Annotated in this window: 16 protein-coding genes; 14 read left to right on the top strand and 2 right to left on the bottom strand. The window is 47.3% G+C overall.

Features of this window, described 5'->3' with window-relative positions; all coding sequences use genetic code 11:
- Positions 1 to 57: 57 nt before the first annotated feature.
- Together AAHF22_RS16040 and AAHF22_RS16035 are read right to left on the bottom strand one after the other, a co-directional pair.
- Positions 58 to 474, bottom strand: coding sequence for a hypothetical protein (locus AAHF22_RS16040; protein WP_347326033.1), 417 nt, complete (start codon positions 472 to 474; stop codon positions 58 to 60).
- Positions 475 to 480: 6 nt separating this feature from the next.
- Positions 481 to 1,473: a DUF1385 domain-containing protein gene (locus AAHF22_RS16035; protein WP_347326032.1), complete on the bottom strand. Its 993-nt coding sequence runs from the start codon at positions 1,471 to 1,473 to the stop codon at positions 481 to 483.
- 257 nt (positions 1,474 to 1,730) lie between these two features.
- On the opposite strand from AAHF22_RS16035, the gene AAHF22_RS16030 reads away from it, so the two are divergent.
- The 14 genes from AAHF22_RS16030 (at position 1,731) to AAHF22_RS15965 (ending at position 14,483) form a co-directional block, all read left to right on the top strand.
- A complete protein-coding gene (locus AAHF22_RS16030) occupies positions 1,731 to 2,807 on the top strand; it encodes a M24 family metallopeptidase (RefSeq protein WP_347326031.1) in 1,077 nt (358 codons plus the stop codon).
- Between the two features lie 292 nt (positions 2,808 to 3,099).
- Positions 3,100 to 3,657: an elongation factor P gene (efp, locus tag AAHF22_RS16025; protein ID WP_347326030.1), complete on the top strand. Its 558-nt coding sequence runs from the start codon at positions 3,100 to 3,102 to the stop codon at positions 3,655 to 3,657.
- A 351-nt stretch (positions 3,658 to 4,008) separates the two neighbouring features.
- The gene (locus tag AAHF22_RS16020) at positions 4,009 to 5,262 is read left to right on the top strand and encodes an aspartate kinase (protein ID WP_347326029.1); all 1,254 of its coding nucleotides are present in this window, start codon (positions 4,009 to 4,011) and stop codon (positions 5,260 to 5,262) included.
- Positions 5,263 to 5,763: 501 nt separating this feature from the next.
- The gene (locus AAHF22_RS16015; RefSeq protein ID WP_347326028.1) at positions 5,764 to 6,114 is read left to right on the top strand and encodes a VOC family protein; all 351 of its coding nucleotides are present in this window, start codon (positions 5,764 to 5,766) and stop codon (positions 6,112 to 6,114) included.
- Between the two features lie 732 nt (positions 6,115 to 6,846).
- Positions 6,847 to 7,335 carry an acetyl-CoA carboxylase biotin carboxyl carrier protein gene (gene accB, locus AAHF22_RS16010; RefSeq protein WP_347326027.1) on the top strand — a complete coding sequence of 163 codons (489 nt, stop codon included), beginning with the start codon at positions 6,847 to 6,849 and terminating at the stop codon, positions 7,333 to 7,335.
- A gap of 40 nt (positions 7,336 to 7,375) precedes the next feature.
- The gene (gene accC / locus AAHF22_RS16005) at positions 7,376 to 8,719 is read left to right on the top strand and encodes an acetyl-CoA carboxylase biotin carboxylase subunit (RefSeq protein WP_347326026.1); all 1,344 of its coding nucleotides are present in this window, start codon (positions 7,376 to 7,378) and stop codon (positions 8,717 to 8,719) included.
- A gap of 75 nt (positions 8,720 to 8,794) precedes the next feature.
- Positions 8,795 to 9,202 (top strand): Asp23/Gls24 family envelope stress response protein, encoded by a 408-nt coding sequence (locus AAHF22_RS16000; protein ID WP_347326025.1) that lies wholly within the window; start codon positions 8,795 to 8,797, stop codon positions 9,200 to 9,202.
- 176 nt (positions 9,203 to 9,378) lie between these two features.
- Complete coding sequence (gene amaP / locus AAHF22_RS15995; protein ID WP_347326024.1) at positions 9,379 to 9,918, top strand: alkaline shock response membrane anchor protein AmaP; 540 nt, start codon at positions 9,379 to 9,381, stop codon at positions 9,916 to 9,918.
- A 15-nt stretch (positions 9,919 to 9,933) separates the two neighbouring features.
- Positions 9,934 to 10,167: a DUF2273 domain-containing protein gene (locus tag AAHF22_RS15990; RefSeq protein WP_347326023.1), complete on the top strand. Its 234-nt coding sequence runs from the start codon at positions 9,934 to 9,936 to the stop codon at positions 10,165 to 10,167.
- A 366-nt stretch (positions 10,168 to 10,533) separates the two neighbouring features.
- Positions 10,534 to 10,983, top strand: a complete 450-nt coding sequence (gene nusB, locus AAHF22_RS15985) for a transcription antitermination factor NusB (RefSeq protein WP_347326022.1) — start codon at positions 10,534 to 10,536, stop codon at positions 10,981 to 10,983.
- A 118-nt stretch (positions 10,984 to 11,101) separates the two neighbouring features.
- Positions 11,102 to 11,959 carry a bifunctional methylenetetrahydrofolate dehydrogenase/methenyltetrahydrofolate cyclohydrolase FolD gene (folD, locus tag AAHF22_RS15980; RefSeq protein ID WP_347326021.1) on the top strand — a complete coding sequence of 286 codons (858 nt, stop codon included), beginning with the start codon at positions 11,102 to 11,104 and terminating at the stop codon, positions 11,957 to 11,959.
- 14 nt (positions 11,960 to 11,973) lie between these two features.
- On the top strand, positions 11,974 to 13,359 hold the full coding sequence (gene xseA / locus AAHF22_RS15975) for an exodeoxyribonuclease VII large subunit (protein WP_347326020.1): 1,386 nt from the start codon (positions 11,974 to 11,976) through the stop codon (positions 13,357 to 13,359).
- Positions 13,328 to 13,588, top strand: a complete 261-nt coding sequence (xseB, locus tag AAHF22_RS15970; RefSeq protein WP_347326019.1) for an exodeoxyribonuclease VII small subunit — start codon at positions 13,328 to 13,330, stop codon at positions 13,586 to 13,588. Before xseA ends, xseB begins: the two co-directional genes overlap by 32 nt.
- Positions 13,563 to 14,483: a polyprenyl synthetase family protein gene (locus AAHF22_RS15965; protein ID WP_371834081.1), complete on the top strand. Its 921-nt coding sequence runs from the start codon at positions 13,563 to 13,565 to the stop codon at positions 14,481 to 14,483. Before xseB ends, AAHF22_RS15965 begins: the two co-directional genes overlap by 26 nt.
- Positions 14,484 to 14,609: the final 126 nt, after the last annotated feature.

The raw sequence follows: 14,609 nt of genomic DNA, 5'->3' as shown, positions 1-14,609 counted from the left end.
TAGTTTTAGCTTTCGATCAATTATCTATTTCCTATCCAGTATAAGCATCGCTTCGAATCAGTGATACTTAGGCATCTCTTCATCATCTTTACCTTTATTACCCTGAATGACCTGAAATGGATAATTCTTTTTGGGCTTATTTCCACCGGAAGCGGATGTGCTTCGACCAGACGTATTCGTTTTGGCGAAAGGAGAAGATTTCGAGACGTTTTTGTAATTGCCTTGCTGTGCTTTGACTTTAGCCATCGTGCGTGCAGACGGCTTGATCTTCGGTTGTTTACGATTACCTTGAAAAGCGGGTGAAGAACGCAGTGCATAAAGCACAACACCAAGCAGCACAACGGTTACGATAATACCGCTCCAATCAAAAGTTGAAGGCATGAAAATCATCCGATATACGCCCCATCCCAGCCCGATCAGTGCGAGCAATACCATAAAGGCAACAAAAATAGCTTGAAGAGGTGACTTTCTCATCATTCATCATCCTTTCACAGGGTCAGGAGAAGCATCCGGCATCGTAGCGGTTGCGGTTTGTCTTTCCAATTGAGCATCAAGCTCACGCATCCGGTTGAACGACGCGATTGATACTTCAATCTGATCCAGTGTAGGCTCTTTGGTCGTAAGCAACTGTAGCCACAGCCCCGGATAACCAAGATAGCGCAGTACAGGAACATCCCGCAAACTATTCGTAAACTTCAAAACCTCAAATGAAACGCCGATCACGACCGGTAACAGCACAATTCGTTGAATAATGCGTTCGGTCATACCGTCCCAGTGAAAGAGTGAATAAATCAGCACACCGACAATAACGGTCAATATAATAAAACTACTGCCACAGCGATAATGCAAACGGCTAAACTGCTGTACTTTTTCCGGAGTCAGCTCCGAGCCATTCTCATACGCAGTAATGACTTTATGCTCAGCTCCATGATATTGAAACAGACGCTTGATCATCGGTGTTTGCGAAATCCCCCACAGATAGGCGAGCAGCAACACAATTTTGATAAACCCTTCAAGCAGGGTGTGTAGAAATTGGCTTTGAAACAGACGACCAAACAAAAATCCTTCTATCGTAGCAGGGACAACGGTGAAGATCAGCTTACCGACGATCAAAGATAGAATGCCGACAGCAGCAACACCAAGTATCATGCTCAAATTCGTTTTGGATTGTTCTTTTTCCTTTTCTTTTGCATATTCTTCCGGGTCCATCTGATCTTCAGAATACGCATCCGTAGCATAGTTCAAATGACGTGAGCCTTTCGCGCTTGAATCGATCAAGCTGACAATTCCGCGCAGCAGAGGAATCCGGCGCAGACTGCGAACCCACGGCTTGTCGGTACGTGGAACTTCCAGATAGGTGATTTCGCCGGATTTGCGTCGTACAGCGGTTACGTTTACATTTTTCCCGCCGAACATAACGCCTTCAATGACGGCCTGGCCCCCATAGTTGACTGGAGTAGATTGTTTTGGCAAATACAGTCACCCTTCCATAATGAATCGTCCGATGTGAACGATTGTTAAAATAGCGACTTGCCCCCTGTACCTAAGGTATCGGGATGCAAAGTGTGGATACCCTATATTGTAGCGGATTTCCCTTTCCATTACCACAACCTGTCCGTGCAGAGCGTGCGAAAGACGAATGTTACAACTGGCTATTCTCAAAAATGCTTGCGCTATGGTAAAATAATGTTTGGCTATTTGAAGACAGAACGGAGCGAAGGAGAGAGTTCATGACTACAGCACGTTTACAGCAATTGCGTAAGGCGATGAAAGAGCGTCAGCTTGAAGCACTTCTCATTACAAGCAGTGTTAACCGCCGCTATATTACAGGGTTTACAGGTTCTGCGGGTTATGTACTCGTTACGGCAGAACATGCGTATCTGCTGACTGATTTCCGTTACATGACACAGGCACCAGAGCAAGCTACAGCGTTTACGGTTGCTGAGCATGCACCGAATGTGGCCGATACGATCAAAGGACTGCTTGCTGATTGGGGTGTTGGCTCGATCGGATTTGAACAGGATCAGATGCCATATAGCCGTTATGCGGCCTATAAGGAAAAGCTGGCACCGGTAGAGCTAGTTCCGGTATCCGGTCTGCTGGAAGGCATTCGTAACTTCAAGGATGCTGAGGAGATCGCTACGATTGAAAAAGCGACCGAAATTGCGGATAAAACGTATGAGCATATTCTCGGTTACATTAAACCAGGTGTAACGGAAAAAGAACTCGAACTCGAAATGGAATTTTTTATGCGCCGTCTGGGTGCTTCCGGTCCATCGTTCGAGACGATCGTCGCTTCCGGTGTTCGCTCTGCCTTGCCACACGGCGTTGCCAGCGACAAGCCGATTGGCGTAGACGAATTTATTACGTTTGACTTTGGCGCTATCTACAATGGCTATGTATCCGACCTTACCCGTACTGTCTTTGTCGGAACGCCTTCTGACAGGCACCGCGAAATTTATGACATCGTTCTGAAATCGCAGCTGCATACACTGGACAATCTGAAACCAGGTATGGGTGGACGCGAAGCGGATGCATTATCCCGCGATATTATCGCAGCACATGGCTATGGAGATGCTTACGGACATAGCGCTGGACACGGGATCGGGCTTGAAGTTCACGAAGAGCCACGTCTGTCCAAGCTTAGCGATACGGTGCTGCAACCAGGTATGGTCGTTACGGTAGAGCCGGGTATTTACATCCCAGGCTTTGGCGGTGTTCGAATTGAGGATGATGTGTTGATTACCGAAACGGGTATTCGCGTATTGACTCATTCCAGCAAACAATTCACGATTTTACCGGCATAACATTTTTTGACAATCGGAAGGTTGACAGAACGTGTATGCCGAATAAAATATTACAGATGACGTAAAAAGTCCATTCGTAGCGTTATCGGTCACGGTCTCCATCTTTAACTGAAGAGCGTGACCGATAACAGCTATGGATGGCTATCATTCGTCCTGTGCCATACTTCGGTAACGAAGTATGCTTTCCCTAACATTAGGGTATAGTACAATATAGAGGTAGTAAGGCTGGTTGTAACCGGTTTATCGTATATTGTATGACAACTGGCTTTACCATACATGAGGAGGCGTTATTTTGATTTCAGTTAACGATTTTAAAACAGGTTTGACCGTAGAAGTGGATGGCAACATCTATTCCGTCCTTGAATTCCAGCACGTAAAACCAGGTAAAGGTGCGGCATTCGTTCGCTCCAAGCTGAAAAACCTGCGTAACGGTAACGTGGTAGAGCGTACATTCCGTGCAGGCGAAACGATTGCTCGTGCACAGATCGAAAACCGTGGCGTACAATACCTGTATGCTAATGGCGAAGAGCATGCATTTATGGATAACGAAACATACGATCAATTCGAGCTGAACGAAAGCCAGCTGGAATGGGAATTGAAATTTATGAAAGAAAACATGACGGTTAACATCGTTAGCTATCAGGGCGAAATTCTTGGCATTAACCTGCCAACTTCGGTTGAGCTGGAAGTTGTTGAAACAGAGCCAGGGATCAAAGGCAACACCGCTACAGGTGCAACGAAAAGTGCGAAGCTGGAAACGGGTCATTCCGTTCAAGTTCCATTGTTCATTAACCAGGGCGATGTACTGATCATCGATACTCGCGAAGGTAAATACGTTTCCCGCGCATAATTACGCTCCGACGTGTTTGTTTGAATAGAACGAGGCTGTTCGGTATCTTCTTCATGAAGATATGGGGCAGCCTTTTTATGATATTCGATGTATATTTATACTTTTAAAGTGATAAATTTGCATGAAATGATGAAACATTTGTAGTCGATTGCACCCGATACATAGCGTTATTATGCGAATATTGCTACAGTAGTGTAGTGCATAAAATTTGCAGTAGTGATTCGTGCGTTGTCGTATTATACTGTTAAAGAGTAATCGTTTCATACGATGTCATATCTGCATACTGGATATGTTTTCAATCCGGGCGATGGCGCAGGTCACAGCCTGTATCAAGTAGGGAGTGAAGAGGTCTTGGCTTTGTACGTAATGAAGTTCGGCGGCAGCTCCGTCGGCGATGTAGAGCGCATGCAGCGCGTAGCAAAACGTATTATTGAAAAGCAGGATGAAGGGCATCAATGTGTAGTCGTCGTATCTGCTATGGGCGATACAACCGATGATCTGATCGATCAGGCACTGATGCTGAATCCGAATCCGTCCGCACGTGAGATGGATATGCTGATGACAACAGGGGAACAGATTTCCGTGGCGATGCTGTCGATTGCCATTCAGTATCAAGGACGCGAGTCGGTATCGTTTACAGGCTGGCAAGCAGGCTTTGAGACCGAAGCAGAACACGGGCGCGCTCGTATTCGCAACATTCGTCCAGAGCGCGTACTCAAGGCACTCGGCGCAGGACAGATTGTCGTCGTAGCCGGATTTCAGGGGATTACCGCAGATGGCGAGATTACGACATTTGGTCGTGGCGGTTCGGATACGACTGCGGTTGCACTGGCAGCAGCAATTAATGCGGATGTGTGCGAAATTTATACCGATGTGGATGGCATTTATTCCACTGACCCGCGTATTGTGAAATGCGCACGCAAGCTGAAAGAAATTTCTTATGACGAAATGCTGGAACTGGCGAATCTTGGCGCTGCGGTATTGCATCCGCGTGCGGTAGAGTATGCTAAGCATAACAATGTACGACTCGTTGTGCGCTCCAGCTTTACCTATAATGAAGGAACGTTAGTGAAGGAGGAAGCAACGATGGAACAGGGAGCCGTAGTCAGCGGTATCGCTTACGACAAAAATGTGGCACGTATCACGATTAGAGGAGTAAACGATATACCGGGCGTACTCGCGAAAATGTTCAGTGAGCTGGCAACAGCGAAGATCGACGTGGATATTATCGTACAAAGCGGTGTGATGGACGGTAAAGCAGACTTCTCCTTCACGGTCAATTTGGAAGAACGCGAACGCGCGCTGCAAGTAATCGCCGCGATTCGTGGTGAATTGCCTTACGAGGAAGTGACTTCCGAAACCGATCTCGTTAAAGTATCGATCGTCGGCGCCGGTATGGTCAGCCATCCTGGTGTAGCTGCACAGATGTTTGAAGCGATCTCCTCTCAAAGCGTGAGCATCAAAATGGTCAGCACCTCCGAAATCAAAGTATCCTGCGTGATCGAAGCAGGCCGCTTGAACGATGTGGTCACTGCATTGCATACCGCATATGGTTTGGATACGGAAGAACAAGCATTTGTAGGCGGTCCACAGGATCGTCGTTGATCGGTAATTGAATCGAAAAGTAGGTAGGATGGAGATGACAGATATGGTTCTGGTCATCTCCATTTTTTATTTAGGCGTCTTAGTAGAATATATACTTAGAAGTCTTTCAAAAGAAGCTTATAAAACTCGTAAAAAAAGTATACGAAAAGGTTCGTAAGCTTTTCTGTTAAAAGTCACACCACTTCGGCAAGGAATAAAGGAACGGACTCAGTGGAGCCGCGTGAATCTACGGAGTAGGAATACATGGTAGATTCACGCCCCTCCAAAATCGTCCTTATCCCTTATTTCCTTCCCTCCGTTCCGTGCTAGTAGCAGCATATCTGCTGAATGAAATGATTCTACTGTTTTATATTCTTCTACCTCGTATGTGTTATAGTCTCTTTTCATATCATATAAAATAAAAATTATTCGAAATGAATTTATTTTCCTAATGTGTTACAGCTATGTGCAAAAGCATAGTTTGTCAGATTTCCAATCAGCGAAAATAAGGAGGTAATTTCAATGAATCATCATGTCGTCGCTATTGTTCCGTGTAATGATTTAGATGCAAGCGAAGCGTTCTATAAACGGCTTGGATTTAAGGTGTCAAGTGATTATGGTGAATATCGCATCATGGAAGATGGTCGTGGCTGGCATTTGCATTTGAATTATTCACCCGGCTGGCCACCAACGATTGAAAGCAATCCGTTCGGTCTCTATTTGTACGTAGACGATGTGGATGCCATCGCCGAGCAGGTGCGTGAGTTGATTATTGAAGAAGGCTCACCAAATATCAAACCGTGGAAAACGTATGAGTTTGCAGTGAGCGATCCGAGTGGTGTACTAGTGCGCATTGGACGGATAGTTGATTGATAACGTCAGCAATGGAAAGGAAGTATGGTGAATGATAGAGCAAGACAGACAAGTTGCATATGTATCTCTCGAAGCTAAAAGAATGTAGTTTGCTTTCATCGCCAAGCTTGATTACCATTTGATGTGTATGTGTATGTGTATGTGTATGTGTATGTGTATGTGTATGTGTATGTGTATGTGTATGTGTATGTGTATGTGTATGTGTATGTGTATGTGTATGTGTATGTTGGCATTTTGCATACGCACAGAACGAAGGCAAGGAAATAAGGGGTAAGGAGGACTTCTAGTGTTAGCGATTTTCTAACACGGGGTTCAATAAAAAGGGATTTTTGCACAGCAAAATATCGCACTGCTTTGAGCATGGGAATCTACATTTTCTCCTACTTCAGTAGATTCCTATGCGATACGGGAGTCCGGCCCCTTATTCCTTGACGGAGTGGGGTATGCTACGCCTCACAAAACCCTGTATACGTGCCAATGCAAAATTTACACCACTCACACCATATACACTAGAAATACTACAACGCTCAAAGCTAACCAACGCTCATTTCCCCTCACTTGTTGACACGCATTTAGTCCGTTTTATCCGTTTCCCACCTGCCCCAAACAAAGATATTCACGACTTTTTCAGTAATGTGCTATAATACATAGCGTTATGTGCAATTTTCCGAAATGAGCGTGTCATATTGCGCTCAGTTGCTAGGCGAAGAAGCCAAAGGAGTGAATGAATAGATGTTTAAATTAAATGAAATTAAAGAACTAATTCAACTGGTGGATGAAACTTCCGTTCAGGAAGTGGAAATTGAAAACGAAGGTTCCCGCCTCGTTATCCGCAAGCCAGGCAAATCCGAAACGGTATATGTGCAAGCTCAGGCTCCTGCTGGAGTAGCTGCACCACAAGTAAGCCAGCCGGCTACTACAACACAAGCATCCGCACCAGCAGAAACGGCTGCTGCAACTACACCTGAAGCCGATCCGACACTACATAAAATTGTGTCTCCAATGGTCGGAACATTTTACCGCTCTCCATCTCCAGAAAAAGGTCCATTTGTGAGCGCTGGCGATAAAGTCAACGGCAAATCCGTTGTTTGTATCATTGAAGCGATGAAGCTGATGAACGAGCTGGAAGCTGAAGTAAACGGTACAATCGTCGAGGTACTTGCTCAAAATGGACAACTGGTTGAATATGGCCAGCCGCTGTTCCTGGTAAAACCAGAGTAAGGCCGCGCCTACGCACACAGGCTGGAGGAGGATATACACAATGAAATTCCAAAAAATTCTAATTGCGAATCGTGGCGAAATTGCGGTTCGTATTATTCGCGCCTGCCGTGAGATGGGCATCTCTACGGTAGCGGTTTATTCCGAGGCAGATCGTGAATCGCTGCATGTTCGTCTTGCAGATGAAGCATACTGCGTTGGCCCTACACTGTCCAAAGACAGCTATTTGAACCTGACGAACCTGATGAGCGTAGCCACGCTGACCGAGTGTGATGCGGTACATCCAGGTTACGGCTTCCTTGCTGAAAATGCAGATTTCGCTGAGATTTGCGAATCATGCAATATTACATTTATCGGCCCATCTCCGGATGCGATCAACCGTATGGGTGACAAATCCGAAGCGAAGCGTACGATGCAAGATGCGGGCGTACCGGTTATTCCCGGCTCTGATGGGATCGTTGATGATCTGGACGAAGCGGTGAAAATCGCGCGTGAGATCGGCTATCCGATCATTATCAAGGCAACTGCCGGTGGTGGCGGTAAAGGGATTCGTCTTGCCGAAAATGAAGAGTCGCTCGTTAAACAAATGACGAACGCTCAACAGGAAGCGGAAAAAGCTTTTGGTAACGGTGGTGTCTATCTGGAGAAATTCCTGACTGGCATGAAGCACGTTGAAGTACAAATTATCGCTGACCGTCATGGTAATGCCGTGCATCTGGGTGAGCGTGATTGCTCGGTGCAACGTCGCCGTCAAAAGCTTGTAGAAGAAGCACCTTGTCCGGTGCTGTCACCTGAGCTGCGCGAGAAGATGGGCGCCGCTGCTGTACGTGCAGCCAAAGCGGTTAACTACTCCGGCGCAGGTACGCTGGAATTCTTGCTTGGACAGGATGGACAGTTCTACTTTATGGAAATGAACACGCGTATTCAGGTAGAGCATCCGGTTACGGAGATGGTCACAGGTGTCGATCTGATTCAGGAAATGATTCGTGTAGCCGAAGGTAACCCGCTCTCTTTCACACAGGAAGAAGTGGAAATTAACGGCTGGTCGATCGAATGCCGCATTAATGCCGAAGACCCGGAGCGTAACTTTATGCCAAGTCCAGGTAAAATCAACTTCTATCTTGCACCAGGTGGACCGGGTGTACGTGTCGACAGTGGTGCATACCCAGGCTATACGATCTCTCCATATTATGATTCTATGATCGCGAAGCTGATCGTCTGGGCGCCAACACGTGAGGAAGCGATTGCCAAAATGAAACGTGCACTGGACGAATTTGCTATCGATGGCATTCATACAACGATTCCGTTCCATCTGCGTCTGCTGAATCATGAGACATTTGTACGCGGGGACTTTGATATTAAATTCCTGGAAGAAAACGAAGTATAATGGCGATGTGATCCGGTTTGTCAACGAACCGGGTCCATGTTATATTAAGTTTACTTGGCAGGAGGTGTATAAATTATGAGTACATTCCCGACTGAATTTGAACGGACAGATATCGGTGAAATCCAGATTGCCCCTGAGGTAATCGAGGTGATCGCAGGTCTTGCTACAATTGAGGTGGATGGGGTAGCAGGCATGAGCGGCGGCTTTGCTGGTGGCATTGCCGAGCTGCTTGGACGTAAAAACCTATCCCGTGGCGTGAAGGTTGAAGTGGGCCAACGCGAGGCAGCAGTGGATGTGTCGGTTATTGTAAAATACGGCCATCGTTTGCCCGAAGTGGCGGCACATATTCAACGCAACGTGAAACGCTCGATTGAAACGATGACCGGTCTGACCGTGATCGAAGTGAACGTACAAATTCACGACGTGCATCTGGAAACCGTGGACAGACAGGAAGAAAGTGAATTTACCCACCGTGTGAAATAATACAGCTTCATGGATCATTTGCAAGCAACACCACTTTTCATAACACACGTGTCCATAACGAATGGATACGAGCAGCGGGTCGTGCTCCGTGTCGTTTGATCGTATGCGGAGCCGCTCATCATAAACCCCTGACGAGGCAGTCTGGGGTTTAGTATAATGTAAAGGGGCTGCAAGCTTTGGCTAAAATCATCGATCGGCTGCTCTTGTTTGTGTACAGTTTGAGCATCGGCATTTTGTCTGTGCTCGTTATTTTGCTGTTGAGCGGGCAGGTTCCTTTTACGCTCGACTACCGCAACGAGCAAAATGTATATATTACCGTTGTTATCATTGCGGTTATTTTGTTTTTGCTCAGTATTCGTTTTTTTTACGTCTCGATTCGAACCGAGCGCGGTTCGATGCATTCGGTACATCAACGGACTGAATTTGGAGATGTGCAAATTTCGCTGGATACGATTGAAAATATGACGCTGAAAGTAGCTGAACGCACACGTGGTGTACGCGATTTAAAAACTCGTGTACGTGTCGTTGAGTCAGGACTGGAGATTGTCATTCGCGCTGTTGTAGACGGCGAGACGCCGATTCCGGGTCTATCGGAAAGCATGCAAAAAAGCATTCATACCGAAGTAGAGGAGATTACAGGTATCCCTGTATCCTCCGTGTCGGTTTATATTGCGAATATCGTTCATTCGCCTGCATTCAAGAGCAGAGTGCAGTAGAAAGGGGCTTCGCTCATGATATGGCAACAGATCTGGGAGAACTTCGGCGGACGAATTCTCGGCGTGCTGGCAGGCATCGGCTGCGGCATTTTGTATTTGACAGTTGGATTTTGGGATATGTTGTTCTTTGCATTGTTAGTGTTCATAGGTTATACCGTCGGTCGTCACCGGGATCTCCGGTTAGGCTCATTCATTCTCTGGCAACGCGTCAGCGAATGGCTAGCCGATCGCTGGCGTCCGTTTCGATGAACCCTGTCAACCATCATTCCCGGCTTGAAGTGAGCAATAACCCCGCTTTTCCGGAAATGATGGTGGGCAGGTTTTTTTGTTTGTCTCCAGTGTTAGTGGTTTTCTAACACGGGGTGCAATCAAAAGGGGTTTTTGCAAAGCAAACTATCGTACAAATTCAGTGTTAGCGATCTCCTAACACGAGGTGCAATAAAAAAGGATTTTTGCAAAGCAAAATATCGATTCTGCTTACCAACTTGCAGAAGGCAACCGTTTTTCAATAAAATATACAGGCGACACGTCTAGGGAACATCGTAAGAATCGGAGCAGATTGCGACGAAGAATTATTGTGCGAACAGGATATGTTACCGAAAGGATATGAAGAATATGAAAAGAAGATTAGCGCGGGAAATTACCGTACAAAGTCTGTATCAAATGGAAATGAACGAAGTTCAGGCTGAAGAAGCAGTAGAAATGCTGCTGGAGGAAGCCGCTGCCGAGAACGAAGCTGAAGTTGAAGTACGTAATGAAGCACAGCTCAAAACGTATGTGCTGGATGTTGTCGGTGGCGTAAATAGCAACCGTGAGGCAATCGATGGCTTGCTCGTCGATTATTTGCAAAATTGGCAGGTTAGCCGTCTGTCTCGTGTTGATCGTCAAATTTTGCGTCTGGCCGTATACGAGATGATTTTCACCGAAGATGTGCCAGCGAAAGTAGCTGTCAACGAAGCAATCGAGCTGTCCAAGCATTTTGGTACGGATGAATCCGGTAAGTTTGTTAACGGTGTACTTGGTAAAATGATCCAGGATCTGGACAAGCTTAAAAGCTCGAAATAAGCAGTTACGAATTACGAATAGCAGGCATCACGAATGAACATAAATGATCCAGGCTCAGTGATACAAGGGCATTGCCCTCATTCATATTCATTTTTACATGTTAAAGGAGCGATTTGTCATGGCAGCAACAATTATTAGCGGTACACAGATTTCACAGGAAATTCGTCAGGATATCAAGCAGGAAGTGGAAGCGATGCAGGCGCAGGGCATTCAGCCAGGTCTGGCGGTTGTGCTCGTCGGCGATGATCCGGCTTCCCATGTTTATGTACGCAATAAAGAGAAGGCGTGCCATGATCTCGGCTACTATTCGGAAGTTCACCGTCTGGCAGCGGATACGTCACAGGATGAATTGCTAGCAATGGTCGATAAGCTGAATAAACAGGATACGATTCATGGTATTCTTGTACAGCTACCGTTGCCGAAGCAAATTGAAGAAAAAGCGGTCATCGATGCGATTTCTCCACACAAAGATGTGGATGGCTTCCATCCGATCAATGTGGGCAATCTGATGATCGGCGACGAAAGTTTGCTGCCATGTACACCGGCAGGCGTGATTGAAATGATCAAGCGTACCGGTATCGAAATGTCCGGTAAGCATGCTGTCGTGATCGGGCGCAGTAATATTGTTGGTAAACCGGTATCGATGCTGCTGCAACGTGAAAATGCAACGGTAACGATGTGTCATTCACGCACAGCAAACATGAAGGAATTAACGCAACAGGCAGACATTCTCGTTGTGGCGATCGGTCGTGCCAACTTTGTCGATGCAAGCTTTATTAAGCCGGGTGCGGTTGTCATCGATGTAGGGATGAACCGTCTGGATAACGGTAAGCTTGCCGGCGATGTTGATTTTGAAAGTGCGAAGGAAGTATCCGGTCCGATCACTCCGGTTCCGGGCGGCGTAGGTCCAATGACGATCACGATGCTGATGAAAAACACGCTCGTCGCCGCGCGCCGTGCACACGGACTCAAGTAAGAAAGGAGACCGTTATGTCGCAACAGCAGCGTATATACTCCATCAAGGAGATTAACAAATACATCCGGATGAAAATGGAGTCCGATTCGCTGCTCTCCGAAGTATGGCTGAGGGGCGAAATCTCCAATTTCACTCACCATTCAAGCGGACATATGTATTTTACATTAAAAGATGAAGGTAGCCGCATGAAGTCGATTATGTTTGCTTCGTACAATCAGCGGCTTCCTTTTATCCCTAAAGAAGGCACACGGGTTGTAGCGCGTGGCTATATTTCGGTATATGAACGTGATGGACAGTATCAATTTTATGCGACGCAGATGCAGCCGGATGGAATCGGTAGTCTGTATCTTGCGTATGAACAGCTCAAGCAACGACTGGAGCGGGAAGGGCTGTTTGATTCTGCGCGCAAGCGTGCGATTCCGCAGTATCCCAAAGTGATCGGCGTTGTCACCTCGCCAACAGGTGCGGCTGTGCGTGACGTGGTCATCACATTGCGCCGCCGCTATCCCGCGGTGAAAATTGTCGTCTATCCCGTGCTTGTACAGGGCAAAGGCGCAGCACCGTCCGTCGTGAAGGCGATCCGCGATCTGAACCGAATGAATGAAGCGGATGTGCTCATTGTCGGTCGTGGCGGTGGCTCGCTGGAAGAACTATGGGCATTTAATGAAGAAATGGTTGCGCGTGCGATTGCAGGCTCACGCATTCCGGTAATTTCGGCAGTAGGTCATGAAACGGACTTTACGATTGCCGATTTTGCAGCTGATTTGCGTGCAGCTACACCGACGGCAGCCGCTGAGCTGGCCGTACCTCATGTGAATGAATTGCGCGCCCAGCTCGTCCAAATACGTCGTCAGTTGAAGCAAGGATTATTGCGTCTGTCACAGCGTCAGCGTGAGCGTTTGATGCGTCTGCGGCGTTCTCCGGTACTGGTACAACCGAAGCGTCAGCTTGTACAGCATATGACACGTCTCGATATGCTGGAACGTCGATTGACGACAGGTTTACAGCGACGCAGTCATATTCAGCGCGAGCGTCTGGGACGTATGAGTCAGCGTTTAGCTCGTCATAATCCGCAGGAGCAGCTCATTTATGCGAAAAGACGTACTGATTCAGCACGCCGTCAATTAGAACTGCGCATGCAGCAGATTTTACGGCAAAAGCAGCAGCAGCTTGGCTTTGGCTTAAAGCAGCTGGATGCACTCAGTCCGCTTAAAGTTATGGCACGCGGATACAGTCTCGTTTACGACGAGCCAGAACAACAGCTGATCAAATCGATTAATCAGGTAGCGCCGGGCGATACCATTAAAGTGAATCTACAGGATGGACAATTGCAGTGTAATATATGGAGCATTGAGGAGGCGGACAACGATGGCGAAGGCAGCAAAGCAACAAGAGCTTAATTTTGAACAGGCGATGGACCGGCTGGAGGAAATCGTCTCCGAACTGGAACATGGCGATGTGCCGCTGGAAAAAGCAATCGATCTGTTTCAGCAGGGCATGCAGCTGTCACAAGTATGCGGCTCTAAACTGGAAGAGGTTGAACGTAAGATCGAGATGATCGTTGAAGAAGACGGAGAATTGCGTAAGAAGCCGTTCCAATCTGCTGAAAGCGGTGAAGAGATTGAGTGAGCGTCTGGAGCTGAAGCCTTATATCCATCATATTTCGGTTCAAATGGAACAGCAGCTACAAACTTTTCTACCTGCCGGCTGGGATGTACCGAGCACGCTAACCGAATCGATGCTGTACTCGCTAATGGCAGGCGGCAAGCGTCTGCGTCCGGTATTTGTCATTGCGGCAGCCGAAGCGCTTGGTGGTAGTCGCGAGGCGGCTTTGCCGGTCGCTTGTGCTGTAGAGATGGTACATACGTACTCTCTCGTTCATGATGATTTGCCAGCGATGGACGATGATGATTATCGCCGTGGTAAATTGACCAATCATAAGGTATATGGAGAAGCGCTGGCGATTTTAGCCGGTGATGCGCTGCTTACGCATGCATTTTATGCAGCAACAGGCTGTACTGCGCTTGGCGTTGCACCTGAAGCGGCGCTGGCGATTGTACGTGATCTGGCAGAATATGCAGGGCCGCGCGGCATGGTCGGTGGACAGGTCGCCGATATGCAAGGTGAGCAGGGCATGACAGAGCTGGAGCAATTGCGATATATTCATCTGCACAAAACAGCCGATCTGTTCATGTTTTCTCTGACAGCAGGTGCGCGAACCGCAGGAGCGACGGAGCAGCAACTGGATGCGCTACGACGCTTTGGCTCGGATATCGGATTGGCTTTCCAAATTCAAGATGACATTCTCGATGTGATCGGCGATGAAGCAAAGCTCGGCAAAAAAACACAAAGCGATAGCAAACTGCAAAAAGTAACCTATCCGTACTTTATCGGCTTGGACGCTTCCAAGCAGGAAGTGGAGCGTCTGACGGCAAGTGCGAAGGCAGCGCTACAGGAGGCGAATCTGAAAGACTCACGCCGTCTGGAAGAAATTGCTGACTATCTGGTGCAACGTGACCATTAATGGTTACGTATAGCCATCAGGATCTATTTCAGTCATTCATGTTATCGAACATGCGTCAGTACAACGATTGAAGAAACGGATAACGCAAGCAAACGATACCGGAGCCACGTAACGTATACGAGCATC

It is taken from the genome of Paenibacillus wenxiniae (assembly GCF_039822605.1).
In the GTDB taxonomy this organism is placed as follows: domain Bacteria; phylum Bacillota; class Bacilli; order Paenibacillales; family Paenibacillaceae; genus Saccharibacillus; species Saccharibacillus wenxiniae.
Note: the sequence above shows the minus strand (reverse complement) of the source record. Positions and strands in the feature narration are given on the sequence as shown.

What these genes read in the sequence shown, in the direction of transcription:
- AAHF22_RS16040 (WP_347326033.1), bottom strand. Translation starts at nt 474, where the DNA reads ATGAGAAAGTCACCTCTTCAAGCTATTTTTGTTGCCTTTATGGTATTG.
- AAHF22_RS16030 (WP_347326031.1), top strand. Translation starts at nt 1,731, where the DNA reads ATGACTACAGCACGTTTACAGCAATTGCGTAAGGCGATGAAAGAGCGT.
- AAHF22_RS16015 (WP_347326028.1), top strand. Translation starts at nt 5,764, where the DNA reads ATGAATCATCATGTCGTCGCTATTGTTCCGTGTAATGATTTAGATGCA.
- accB (WP_347326027.1), top strand. Translation starts at nt 6,847, where the DNA reads ATGTTTAAATTAAATGAAATTAAAGAACTAATTCAACTGGTGGATGAA.
- accC (WP_347326026.1), top strand. Translation starts at nt 7,376, where the DNA reads ATGAAATTCCAAAAAATTCTAATTGCGAATCGTGGCGAAATTGCGGTT.
- AAHF22_RS16000 (WP_347326025.1), top strand. Translation starts at nt 8,795, where the DNA reads ATGAGTACATTCCCGACTGAATTTGAACGGACAGATATCGGTGAAATC.
- AAHF22_RS15990 (WP_347326023.1), top strand. Translation starts at nt 9,934, where the DNA reads ATGATATGGCAACAGATCTGGGAGAACTTCGGCGGACGAATTCTCGGC.
- nusB (WP_347326022.1), top strand. Translation starts at nt 10,534, where the DNA reads ATGAAAAGAAGATTAGCGCGGGAAATTACCGTACAAAGTCTGTATCAA.
- folD (WP_347326021.1), top strand. Translation starts at nt 11,102, where the DNA reads ATGGCAGCAACAATTATTAGCGGTACACAGATTTCACAGGAAATTCGT.
- xseA (WP_347326020.1), top strand. Translation starts at nt 11,974, where the DNA reads ATGTCGCAACAGCAGCGTATATACTCCATCAAGGAGATTAACAAATAC.
- xseB (WP_347326019.1), top strand. Translation starts at nt 13,328, where the DNA reads ATGGCGAAGGCAGCAAAGCAACAAGAGCTTAATTTTGAACAGGCGATG.